Here is a 12,245-nt window from a genome sequence, read left to right on the forward strand (position 1 = left end):
GCCCCTTTGGAATTGATGTTGTGCAAGCGGTGCGTATCAGGCCGATCACCAGCCGAAGCTGACGCCCACCGTGCCGCTGCTTTCGCCGCCACCTGCCAATGCGCCGCCGACGATGATGGCGCCGCGCCCCGGAAGCCGATGCGCATAGCCCACGGCCAACGCGCCTTCACCTCGATAACCACCCGCTGCGGCGCTCACCCTGTTATCCGTGCCTTCGGCGGCCGCAATCGCACCCGCCATACCGCTCATCGCCGAACCCATCGCACCCACACGGGCCACGCGGGTATCCAACGCACCGAAGCGCTGCTCGACCCGGTTTTCAAAGGCGTTGAAGTCGGTCCGACTCACCGCGTTGGCCACGCGTGTGTCGGTGTAGCTGTTGGCGCTGGACAGCGTCTGCGCATCGCCTGCATCGGCGTACGACTGCGCCGTTTGCACCGCCTGCGTCGTGGCCGCATCCATCTGCTGACGATTGACCGCATCCGTGGGCGCCTGCCCCACCGCCACATTCGTGATGCGACGCTGCGTGGTGGCATTGCCGACCGATACCGTGTTGGCCTGGTCTGCGACCGAGCCCGCACCGAGCGCCACGGCGCCGGTTGCGGTCACCGCTGCCCCTTGCCCCAACGCCGTGCCCGAAGCGCTTTGCACGGAAGACGAAGCGCCGACGGCAACCGAGTTCTGTGCCGAGGCTGCGATGGTGGCGTTGGCGCCGACCGCCGTGCTCTGATCCGCTCCGACATTCGCACCGCCACCCACCGCGGTATCGCCAGGGCCGAACGCCAGCGAATGAGAGCCGACCGCCGTCGCCATCTGTCCGCCAGCGCGCGACGCGTCACCCACCGATACCGACGACGTGGCGACTGCAGCGGCTCCCTGCCCAACGGCAATGCCTCCTGCCACGGAAGGCGCCACACCGTGCGAGAGCGAATTCACTGCTGTGTCGAGCGCGCCAATCGCACCGGCAATCGAGGTGTAGTCCTGGCCGAGCACCGACACCTTGAATCCCCTCAGGTGACCGGTGGGATCGACGATCGTGCCGCCACCGATGATGTTTGCCAGGGTGGACAGGCCCTGATTGAACTGGCCGCCATTGATCGCCTGGTGGCTCGTAGATACCAGCGACCCGTCCGCGACGTTGTCGATCACGGTGCCCGACGCTCCGCCCAGGATTACCTTTGCCTTCGTGCTGTCGTCATAGGTCACGGCGCCGTTGGCGAGGTCGCCCACGTTTCCTGCTACTGCACGCAACTGCGCAAGATTCACGGCGTCGGTGTCGTGATCGCCAGCCGCCACGTTCGTGATTTGACGCTCCGCGCCACTGCTACCCACCGAAACGGTGTTGTCGCGATCCGCGAAGGAACCCGCACCCAAGGCGACGCTGTTGTTCACGATCTTCGAGTCACCCGGCGAGAAGATGCTGTTGCCGACCCTGGCACCCTGCCCCAGGGCAACGGAGTTGCTGCCGAACACTTCCGAATACGAGCCGATGGCCACGTCATTGGAGAAGGGAACCGCTGGCTGGTCATCCGTAGGAAGGCCCGAGTGCCAGACGAAGGCCTGATGACCAATGGCGACGCTGTCGTCTGCCTGAGACCAGGTGCCGTAGCCGATTGCCGTCGCGTAGGCGCCTGCCACCAGATTGCCGTAACCTACCGCGACGCCGCTCTGTGCATAGACTGTATTGAAGCCGCCGACCGCTGTACCTTCCGTCACGCTGACCACGTTGCCCGCGCCAAGTGCGGTGGCCCAGTCGGCCGTGGCTGCTGCACGGTCGCCAATCGCCGTTGCGTCATAGCCGGTGGCTGTCGTCCTGTAACCCATCGCAATCGAACGAATGCCGGACGCGGAAGCCATCGTGCCAACGGCCGTGGATGCGTACTCAGTCGCCTGGGCGCCCGAGCCGAAGGCGCTGGCGAGACGGGCCGTGGCCTCGGTCGCCTGCAGATTCACGCCATCGAATCCCTCGCCCAACTCGTCGTACAGCACGTCCACCACACCGCCCACCGCGACGGCGGAGCGGTCACTGGCGTACGAGCCGGCACCTACCGCATTGGCATAAATGCCAGTAGCCCGGGCACCCGCGCCCACGGCCATGGACGCGACACCCGACGCCAGCGTGTTCGACGTGCCCGTTAAGATCGCGGTACCGTCTGCCGTCTCGTTCCTTCCGCCGATCGCCAGCGACGCGACGCCGCTGGCACTGGCATTGCCGCCGAGCGCTACCGCGTTCACGTCGGTTGCCGACGCGCCGTATCCACCCGCAAGAGCGAGGTTGCCGGCAGCGACAGCCTCGCTACCGAGACTCGTTGCGCCGTTTCCTTGCGCAAGCGCTGCGGCACCGAACGCCGCCGATTCCGAACCGGATGCCCACGCGGCCCGACCAAGCGCGACCGCGCCATCGCCATCCGTCACGGCGGGTGCGCCATCGCCATTGGCGTCGCCCACGCTCAAGAACGTGCTTGCCGTGTGGGTCGCGTCAGTCAGTTGTGCGAGGTTCACCGCGTCGGTGGCGAATGTGCCGGCCGCGACGTTGGTGATCTGTCGCTCGGCGCCGCTGGCACCGACCGATACGGTATTGCTCCGGTCAGCCACCGAACCGGCACCCAGCGCCACCGCATTCGCGGCAAGGGCCTGTGCCGCCGTGCCCAGCGACAAAGCACTCGTGGCCGTCGCTACGGCTGACGCACCCACCGCCATGGCGCCGTCACTGTTGGCGAGTGCGTTGACGCCAAGCGCCGCGGTGTTCAAGCCGTTAGCGATTGCTCCACCGCCGAATGCTGCGGCGTGGTCGCCATTCGCGATAGCGGAATCACCGAAGGCCGTGCTTCCGTCGCCGATAGCAGAGGCGTTATGTCCGCAAGCCGTGCCGTCTGCCGCTACTGCCGTGCCTGCGGCGGCACCTTGACTGTCACTGCAGACCGTTTGCGCATGGCCTGACATGCTGTAGCCCAGGCCGGCACAAATGGCCGCACTCAATACTTTTGCACGCCACATGGCGGCACGCGTCCGCTCGTTATGGCTGGCGACACACGTCGTCTTCGTCCCCATCTTTTACCCACCCCAATGTTGTCCCCTGAAGCGGCGACATTCACCGAACTGAAGTGTGGTTGTCACGCACACTACATCTCACAACCTCACCGAATCGGTGAGGTTGGGTTCGATGCCGGTGGCGTGCCCGCGTGCCCCAGACGGGGGATAGCACCCGACGACCACTTCGTCGAAGGTGCCGATACAACGGTCAGTGGCGCACGTGCCACACACGAGCATCGGCATGGCGACTTCCCTCGAACAAGTATCCGGTGCGATTGCCGGCGGCCTATTCGGCAGCTTTTCCGGTTTCTTGTCGAACAACGTCCATCGTTGGCTTCAGGACCGTCGGGCTCGCCGAAGCATCGCGTGCGCGCTGATCGGAGAATTGGGATCGCTTCGAGACCGGATCGATGGCTCCTACTTACCCATGCTCCGAGAGGGCCTCAAGGCGCTGCGCGCTTGCGAGCATGCCCCGACCCACCATTTCCGTGGCGAGCGGGACTATTCCCCGATCTTCCATTCCTTGGGGCATCAGGTTGGCGTACTACCCGAGCCGCTACCGAAGGATCTCGTAGGTTGGTATATGGGCTTAGCCATTTGCCTGGAAAGCGTCCGTGAGCTTCATACGCTAGCTATCGATGACCGCCCTGAAACTCTCGCTCGAGCCCTCAGCATCGCCGAGTTTCAACACCGCCGCTTCCACGATCTGGTCGCCGCTTCTGCTCCACTGATCGCGCGCTTGTCGCGGCTCTAGATGCAGCAGTCGCGGACCCGCTTGGCGTAGGCACCGAAACAGGCTGCCAGCGGGTGTCCAGACGGAAGGCTATCTACGAGCCGGGTGACGCTTTGCTCGAACGCTGCGTCGTGCGCCGAGGCGTCGTCAGTCCTGCCACGTGTGTGCAGGATTTCCGCTGCGACCGAATGCACACGCCATTCCGCCACCGGGGCACCACTTTGGGCGACGACAGTCAACGCGTCAGTAACATAAGCATTCGCCGCATCCCATTGGGCTTGTCGAGCGGCGACTCGCGCGCTCAACTCCAACGCCATCACCTGCCATGTAGGTTCTTCCATCGGGGCGATCAGGTCGCGCATCCGCTCCGCAGCCATCGCAGCCCGGGCGAGGTTGCTATCCGCCAGATAGGCATCGCCCAGGGTCCAGGCAATCAGCAGACGCCAATACCAATCCATGTTGACCGCATGCTCGCGGATCTCCTGGTCAAGTGCTTCCAGTTTGGCGATGCCGGCGGCGGCCTCTCCCAGGCCAATCTCCGAGATACCCGCCAGGATCGCGCAGTGTCGTAGTTCGTTCGGTAACAGCGGCGTGTAAAGAGGTTCCGGTTTCGGCCCTCCGACGTCCCTGTAAACGCCAAGGCGCATGCAGATGCGTCGAATGCCTTCAAAGTCTCCAGCGAACACCTTGAGCAACCCCTGCATCGTCAAGAGCGTGCAAATGCTGTAACGGTTGGCGTTGACGACGAAGAGATGTTCGCTCGCGTCGAATTCTTCGAGCGACCGCCCCCACTCTCCCAGCATGAGATAACACCAAGGCCGCCCCAAATGCGTCATCCAGATGGCACGGAAAATGTTGAATTCAGGCCGATCGATGGCATGCCTCATGAGAATGCCGACATTCTCGTCGATGGTCTCCAGTGCTTCCCGGTAGCGGCCCGACAACAAGCACATCATGCTGAACTCGACCATTCCCCATGCAGCAACCTGACGATCGGGCCCATTGCGCAATGGTTTCAGATTCGCTTCGCACAGTTCGAACAATGCCTGATTCCAGCCACTGATCCATATGCGCCACGATGCGCTGCTCAAAAGTGTGCGCGCGCGTAATTGAGGTGTCGATTGGCGCCAAGCCAAATCGGTTGCGCGCTCCAGATGAGTCACGCAGGTGCCAATGTCCTTCCAGCCCCACACAAAGGCCAAGCCAATCTCCGCCCGCGCCTGGACATCCACCCGTCCCGCACGCGCGGCCATGTCGACCAGTTCGGCAAACACCTGCAGTGCCTTGGGCTCGCGCATCGCCGCATAGATGCTTCCGCGGTGTTCCAGGAGTTCCAGGCGTGCGGCTTCGCGATCCGCGCCGGAAAGATGCGACGCCACCCAATCCGCCTGATCCAGTATCGACAACGCGTCCTGGTGCGCAAATCGCTTTTTGGCAGTCAGCAGGGCTGCCTCCAGATAGCGCGTCGCCTTGGCCCAGTCCTGGGCGCCGGAGAACTGAACGGCCAGGTTGAAGGCCAGATGGCCATCATCGATATCGTTGTCTTGCGCTTCCAGCTCCTTGGCAATCAACGCGTGGATCCGAGCCAGGCGCAAGGGGCCTTGGCGATCGAGCAAGGCCTCGCGGAACAAAGCATGTCGGAACATGTAGACACGAGCATCCCCGCGCGCCGTCTGAACCTTGTCCCGCCGTCGTATGAACGCCTCGTCCCGGCACAGGGTTTCGCAGATTTCCTCAAACCGACGCACGCTCATGCCAGCGGCCGAGGCAACCACCGGCGGTGTGAACGTTTCTCCGCACGCACTGGCGGCTTCGAGCACGTGACGGGAATCTGCATCCAAAGCGGCAATGCGCGACTCCACCAGTGCCCGGATCGGGGCTGGCACCATCGCCGCATGCTCGCCAGACGTCGCTTCCGGGCCGTCATTCGGCATTCGCTCGGCTGCGCCTTTCCAATCGTCAAGCAAGATCGACAGGAACAGCGGGTTGCCACCGGAACGCCGTAGCATCGTGTCTGCCACTTCGGGCACGGGGGTCAAGCCGCCCCTGTCGATAAGCGTGGCCACGTCATCGGCCAATAGCGGGCCTAATTCCATCTCCGAAGCCAGGCGATGAAGCACCAGATCGCCGATCAACTGCTTGAAGCGGGACGTGCCTTCGGATGGATCGTCCGAACGCAACGTACATATCACGAGAATCGAGGCCGCGGATCGTCGCCGCGCCAACGCGCTGATCAGATCCAGCGTCGAGTGATCGGCCCAGTGAATATCTTCGAGCGCGAGCAGCACGGGTGCCGTCTGCGCCAGGTGTTCAAGGAAGTCGCTGAACTCGCCGATCATTCGGCTACGTGCCGACAGTTGCGGGTCACGCAGCAATTTCGCCCGGCGATCTCGCGTGAGCAGGCTGCTGAGTAACCCTCCCCATGACGGCGCAAGATTGACCAACGCGTGTTGAATGCGTGCCGCTTCGGGGCCGCGCATCCACGTCGAGAGCGCTTCGATGACAGGGTAAAACGGTTCGACGCCACCGAATCCTTCAATGCATCGGCCCAAACCGATCAACGCCCCGCGGAAGGCCGCTGTCGTGCAGAAATGTTCCAGCAGCGCCGTCTTGCCGATGCCGGACTCGCCGCGGATAAACACCGACTGCGCCACACCCGCGGCACTGGCCCGAAACGAAGCGTCAAGCCGCGCCTCCTCCGCGACACGCCCGACCAGGGGCGCCTCATGCCTTAAGGACGAGACAGGATGGGACTCGAGCGGGGTGCGAACAGTCGCGATGAAGCGGTAGCCCCGGCCGCGCTGCGTTTCGATGTAGCGTGGCGCCCGCGCGGTGTCGCCCAGCGCGTTTCGAATCGTCAGGACATACCCTTTGAGTACTTCCGGCTGAACGTCAACGCCGGACCACAGCGCTTCCAGCAGTTCCTCGTGCGTGACCAGGCGGCCCGGCCGCTCGACGAAGTAACGCAACACATCGAAGGCTTTGCCAACGAGCGCCACCGGGACTGCCTCGCCAGGATTCTCCACTCGCCATAGCATGTGGTCCCGTGTATCCAGGCGAAATCCGTCGAACTCACGCACGCCCGGGTGTCCTTTCCGTCGCATGCCTGGCATGCCGATCACATGATGCCCAGTTCGTTGGCGCGGGAGACCGCTTCGGTGCGCGCCTTGGCAGCGAGTTTGGCAAAGATGCGTTTTGCATGGGACTTGATGGTTTCCGGCATGATGTCGAGCGCACGCGCGATTTCTTTATTGGACAGCCCCAGGCTCATCAGGCGCAATACGACGATTTCACGGTCGGTCAATGACTCGATCTGCCCCCTGTGCGGCCTTCGTCGGCTTCGGGTCAACGGCGGCCGGGGCTTTTCATGAGCGAGCAATCCGTCCAGATAGGCCGCCATGTGGCCGCGACAGAATTCGGCATCCTGCCTAAGCCTGCGCAGGCCGACCACGAGCAGGCCCATCTCATCGATGAACGTACGAAACAGGCCCACGCGCGCGCCCTCTTCCAGGCTGCCCGCCAGCTCAGCGAGGCCATTCGACCAGTCGCCCGCAGCCATCGACGCACCAGCGATAAGCACGCTCAGCCGTAGGGACACCCAAAATTGGCCGCGCGACCGGGCCTTGAAGCGCAGCGCGCTGGCTGACGCGACCGCCTCGCTGGGTCTTTCGCTTGCCATGGCCAATCGGCAACGGGCCACTTCCAGCGGCCACCTGTCAAAGTCAGGATCAGTCAGGCGCAAGGACGTGGCGCGCAGCACGTCATCGAATTCGGCTTCCGCGGCGCGAGCGGCTTCCAAGTTCCCTCGATCAAGGTAAATGAGGATTCGCTCGCTGGCACAGCGCAGCGCGAGACGGAGCCACCCTCGCTCAAGTGCCAGTCTCTCCCCATGCGCCAAGAGCAGCAACGCCACGTTGATGTTTCCGCGGTCCACAGCAACCCGGGCGGACACGACGAAACCCAAAATGGCACTCTCAGCGGCCCCCACCCGCTCGACCGTCGCCATACGCCCACGAATCAGGACATCGGCTTCGTCGAGATCGCCGGTTTCATACGCTATGGCCGCCAGCACGCAGGTGGGAAGCAAGTATTGCGGACCGGCCGCTTCACCGTTCAGTGGGATCCTCTGCGCAGCCTTGGCCAGTCGCTCGGCTTGCTTGAAGCGCAATTGTTCCGCCTCGGCCGCCGCCTGCATGGATAACTCGAACACATACAGCACCGCCAGCGGGCCACGGGGACGACCCATCCGGGCCAGCTGATGAAACCGCGCCAGGTCATGCCGCTGCCAGGCGGCATAACGAAGGACCGCGTGGACCGCAGAGCGGTGCCGCCCTCGTCCTTCGACCACCGAAGCCGCGACGGACTGCGCATCGTCTCGCCATACCTGACCGATGGCGTGGAGCGTGCTCGCCTCCCGGGCCCACGAGGGAAACCGATCGGAAACGCAATCCTTCTCGGCACGGTCGATCACCGAAAGTGCCTTGAAGAAGGCCTCTGCATCCATCTGTCGGGCAGCCTGCCATGCGCGATCCAGGCTCTCGCGCCAAGGAAGCGCCTGCTGAGCATCCGTCGACCACGGTTCGCGCGCAGGCATGTCACCGGTCTGTGGCTCCAGGCACGCTACGTTGTCCAGGTGCTGAAATTCGGTGTCCATCTCGCCCCCAGGATTCGATCCAAACTCCGGGGACTGACGGTCCGGAGGTTGCGCATCGCGCCTATCGCGCATTCGACATAAACGTAGGCCAAGCGCCTCGGCTTGTCGTGATACCAAGGTTTTTTCTTGGTTCTTTTTAGGTTTGGTGGCGCGAACGTGAGAAACGCCTCCCGCTATTTCTTGCGACCCTCCGTGCCCCCATCATGGGGATACGCAGACCAACGCATGCGGGGGAGACTGACGTACCACCCATCCCCTCTCGGCGCGTATCGCGCATCAAGGCTCCCCATGACCAAAGTTGCCGAAGTCCTCGTCGATGTACTCCGCCAGGCAGGCGTGCAACGCTGCTACGGGATCGTAGGAGACACGCTCAACCTCTTTGCCGAACATCTCGAACGCAGTCCGATCGACTGGGTACATGTACGTCACGAGGAGGCCGGTGCCTTCGCCGCTGCTGCCGAAGCAACACTCACCCACCAGCTCACCGCGTGCGCCGGCAGTTGTGGTCCAGGTAGCCTCCACTTCATCAATGGCCTGTACGAAGCCAACCGCAATGGTGTCCCGCTGGTGGTCATCGCCAGCCAGGTGACGATGAACGAGTTGGGTTTCGAGTTCGTCCAGGAAGTGGACTTCCAGACGGTCTTCAAGGAATGCTCGGTCTACTGCGAGATGATCCTGACGCCGGAACAGGCGCGAAAGAAAATGGTCATGGCTTGCCAGGCTGCCGTCACCCGGCGCGGCGTGGCCGTGGTCATCGTGCCGGTCGATGTCGCGCAGAGTGAGGTGCCCCACGATGCCGCCTATCCGATCCATACGCCGCGCCCGGTGATCTTGCCGAGCGCAACAGAACTGGATTGGATGGCCGACCTCCTCAACGCAGGAAACCGCATCACCATTTATGCCGGTGCGGGTTGTGAAGGTGCCAAGTCAGAAATCCTCGCGCTGGCCGAGCGCCTGAAGGCACCCGTGGCCCATACCTCACGTGCCAAAAACGTCATGGAGCATGGGAATCCGTACAACGTGGGTCTTACCGGTATCCTCGGCAACGAAGCGGGATATCACGCCATCCTGGAATGCGACACCCTGCTCCTGCTGGGTGCTGACTTTGCGTGGAAGCAGTTCTACCCATCCCACGCAAACATCATCCAGGTCGATATCGACGCCACGCATCTGGGGCGCCGCCATCCGGTCACCTGCGGCGTCGTGGGCGATGTGAAACACACCCTGCAGGCGCTGCTTCCTAAGCTCGACGCCAAGCAAGACAGCTCGTTTCTCGATGACTACCAAGGCCGATTCGGGAGGGCCATGGACGCTTGGCGGGCACACCTTCACCCAGGCCCGAACGACTCCATTCCCGGCTCCTACCTGACCGCCATGCTCAACGAACTGGCCGACGACGACGCGTTGGTCAGCGGAGACGACGGCACGCCCATCGTCTGGGCGTTGCGTTTCTTCAAGACCAATGGCGCACGCAAGGTCTTTGGGAGCTTGCTTCACGGCACCATGGCCACGGCACTGCCCAGCGCCATCGGCCTGAAGAAGGCCGCCCCGGATAGGCAAGTGATCGCCATGTGCGGCGATGGCGGCCTATCGATGCTCCTTGGCGAACTGCTCACGGTGGTGCAGGAGAAACTCGACATCAAGATCGTGGTGTTCGACAACAGCAAGCTTGGCTTCGTCGAGATGGAACAAAAGTCGGAGGGGATGCTGGAGACCTTCACCCATTTGACCAATCCCGACTTTGGCCGACTGGCCGACGCCATCGGGATGGTTGGACGCACAGTCACCCACGCTGCCCAGCTGGAAGACGCAATGACAGCCTGGCTCAACACCCCTGGTCCTGCACTGCTCAATGTTCGCGTCAATCCGGTAGAGCTGGTCAAACCGCCCTTCTTGGAAGTCAAACCCATCGCTGGGTTGGCGCTCTATTCGGCTCGCGCCGTCCTGGCTGGACGCGGCGCAGACGTTCTCGAAATGATCCAGACGAACCGGTAATCGCGACCTTCGCGTCTGATGTTGGCTTCTCATCCCTTCGCAGGACATACCCATGAACGCCACTTTCCCCGTCTGGTCCGAACGCTTCGACGGCGGCTCCGCCAGCGAAGAGGCGACGCTGTTCAAGCAACTGGCTAGCTGCATGACCATTGTCCAGGAGCGCAATCAAGCGGCGGCAGAGGCGGCATGCCCGATGCGTACGCTGCATGCAAAGATCGTTGCCGGCATCACCATTGCACGCCTGGATGTCGATGCAGACCTGCCGGAGGCCTACCGGTCCCTTTACATACAGCCCGGCGCCAGCATCCCTGCACTGATTCGTTTTTCCAACGCGAGCGGCGTGCCACAGGCGGATACCCTGGCCGACATGCGTGGCATCGCCGTACGCTTGTTTCCGCCCGAGGCACCTGCCCATGACCTGTTGATGACGAACTTTCCCGCGTCGCATGCGCGGAATGCCAAGCAGTTCGTCGACTTTGCGGTCATTGCCTCGGGCGACAAAACCACGATGATGGAACGACTTCTGGAGCGCTTCGGGCCCGCGGAAACGCAACGGATGCTTACGAACATTCAGACCGGAATGCGTCCATGCCCGACGCTCGCCGGGGAGCATTTCTGGAGTCGCGGTGCCTACCTATGGGGCAAGCAGCCGGTTCGCTACGCCATCCACCCCGTGCTCGAACCCGGCTCGGCGCCCTCGGAACCGCTGGGTCCAGACGGACTCTTCGACGATCTGGCTCGTCGACTCGATCAAGGCGATCTGCGCTTTCGCCTTGGCGTCCAGCCCTTCGTCAGCGAAGAACTCACGCCCATTGAAGACGCTTCGGTTCCATGGACCCAAGAGGCATCGCCCTCCGTGGAGATCGCAACCTTGGTGCTACCGCAGCAAGATCTTCATAGCGAGACCTCCCGAGCAGGTCATGCTCTCGTGCAAAGCCTGGCTTTCAATCCCTGGAACAGTCCCGCCGAGTTCCGTCCGCTGGGAAATCTCAATCGCGCCCGAGGTGTCGTTTATGGCACCAGCGCAGCGCATTGGGTGACATCCGCGCCCCAAGCCTCGACGTAAATAGGTGTGGCGCGCAGTCGTTCGCTGCGGATGTGCACGCCTGCATGCCTCGAATGAGCTGGCCCCGCGCTTCAGAAGAGATGACATCTCATGGCATCCCAAGACCAGATGATCTACATCGTCGAGACGGACCCGTTCGAGTGCGGTCGCTTGATGGCACGCCTCATCGCCATGAACCTTGCAGCGCATCCGCTTTCCCGTGCGGAAGCCAACGAGACCATGACCAAGGCAGACGCGCCCAGTTGCGCCATCGTCAACTTGTGGCCCTCAGGCTCGCGCAACCTGCACGTCCGCGAACTCGCGCCCTATGACCGGATGCCGGTGATTGGCATCGGAGATGACATCGACGTACCCCAGGCCGTCGAAGCCATGCGGGCTGGGGTCTTCGACGTGCTCCCGCGCGCCTGCTCGGACGATGCACTGTTCGTTACGGTGACGGCCGCACTTGCCTGCGATCGCGAGCAGCGTGTGGTGCGGTCGGGGCTCGCTCAACTGCGAGGTCGCTATGCCACGCTGACGCCGCGGGAGATGGAGGTGCTCGACCTCGTCGTGGCGGGCTTGCTCAACAAGCAATCCGCCTGGATTCTGGGCATTCGCGAAGTCACCCTTCAAGCGCATCGATGCAAGATCATGGAGAAGATGAAGGCGGCGTCGCTGGCCGACCTCGTACGCATGGCAGATCGCCTGCGCCTGCCCCCCTGGTCGCCCAGCGATGCTGCCGTGCATCTGGTTCGTTCGAGACTGAGTGCGTAACCGATCGATCG

7 protein-coding genes are annotated in these 12,245 nt (G+C 63.0%); 4 read left to right on the forward strand and 3 right to left on the reverse strand.

The annotated features are described in order from the left end of the window. Positions 1 to 45: 45 nt before the first annotated feature. Positions 46 to 2,751: a YadA family autotransporter adhesin gene (locus tag BT115_RS04040; protein WP_072321233.1), complete on the reverse strand. Its 2,706-nt coding sequence runs from the start codon at positions 2,749 to 2,751 to the stop codon at positions 46 to 48. A gap of 523 nt (positions 2,752 to 3,274) precedes the next feature. Here BT115_RS04040 and BT115_RS04045 point away from each other — a divergent pair. Continuing rightward, a complete protein-coding gene (locus BT115_RS04045; RefSeq protein WP_072321234.1) occupies positions 3,275 to 3,787 on the forward strand; it encodes a hypothetical protein in 513 nt (170 codons plus the stop codon). On the opposite strand, the gene BT115_RS04050 is transcribed toward BT115_RS04045, so the two are convergent. Next, entirely contained in the window at positions 3,784 to 6,846 is a 3,063-nt protein-coding gene (locus tag BT115_RS04050; RefSeq protein ID WP_177257375.1) for an ATP-binding protein, read from the reverse strand. The two genes, BT115_RS04045 and BT115_RS04050, sit on opposite strands and share 4 nt — an antisense overlap. 38 nt (positions 6,847 to 6,884) lie before the next feature. After that, the gene (locus BT115_RS04055) at positions 6,885 to 8,420 is read right to left on the reverse strand and encodes a LuxR C-terminal-related transcriptional regulator (RefSeq protein ID WP_072321236.1); all 1,536 of its coding nucleotides are present in this window, start codon (positions 8,418 to 8,420) and stop codon (positions 6,885 to 6,887) included. A 288-nt stretch (positions 8,421 to 8,708) separates the two neighbouring features. On the opposite strand from BT115_RS04055, the gene BT115_RS04060 reads away from it, so the two are divergent. The 3 genes from BT115_RS04060 (at position 8,709) to BT115_RS04070 (ending at position 12,234) form a co-directional block, all read left to right on the forward strand. Beyond that, the gene (locus tag BT115_RS04060; RefSeq protein WP_072321237.1) at positions 8,709 to 10,415 is read left to right on the forward strand and encodes a thiamine pyrophosphate-dependent enzyme; all 1,707 of its coding nucleotides are present in this window, start codon (positions 8,709 to 8,711) and stop codon (positions 10,413 to 10,415) included. 52 nt (positions 10,416 to 10,467) lie between these two features. Beyond that, entirely contained in the window at positions 10,468 to 11,481 is a 1,014-nt protein-coding gene (locus BT115_RS04065) for a catalase (protein WP_072321238.1), read from the forward strand. A gap of 90 nt (positions 11,482 to 11,571) precedes the next feature. Continuing rightward, on the forward strand, positions 11,572 to 12,234 hold the full coding sequence (locus BT115_RS04070) for a response regulator transcription factor (RefSeq protein WP_072321239.1): 663 nt from the start codon (positions 11,572 to 11,574) through the stop codon (positions 12,232 to 12,234). Positions 12,235 to 12,245: the final 11 nt, after the last annotated feature.

This window comes from Luteibacter sp. UNCMF366Tsu5.1, assembly GCF_900119235.1.
Classification (GTDB): Bacteria; Pseudomonadota; Gammaproteobacteria; order Xanthomonadales; family Rhodanobacteraceae; genus Luteibacter; species Luteibacter flocculans.

Coding starts and splice junctions, on each gene's coding strand:
- BT115_RS04065 (WP_072321238.1), top strand. CDS start 10,468: ATGAACGCCACTTTCCCCGTCTGGTCCGAACGCTTCGACGGCGGCTCC.
- BT115_RS04045 (WP_072321234.1), top strand. CDS start 3,275: ATGGCGACTTCCCTCGAACAAGTATCCGGTGCGATTGCCGGCGGCCTA.
- BT115_RS04055 (WP_072321236.1), bottom strand. CDS start 8,420: ATGGACACCGAATTTCAGCACCTGGACAACGTAGCGTGCCTGGAGCCA.
- BT115_RS04070 (WP_072321239.1), top strand. CDS start 11,572: ATGGCATCCCAAGACCAGATGATCTACATCGTCGAGACGGACCCGTTC.
- BT115_RS04060 (WP_072321237.1), top strand. CDS start 8,709: ATGACCAAAGTTGCCGAAGTCCTCGTCGATGTACTCCGCCAGGCAGGC.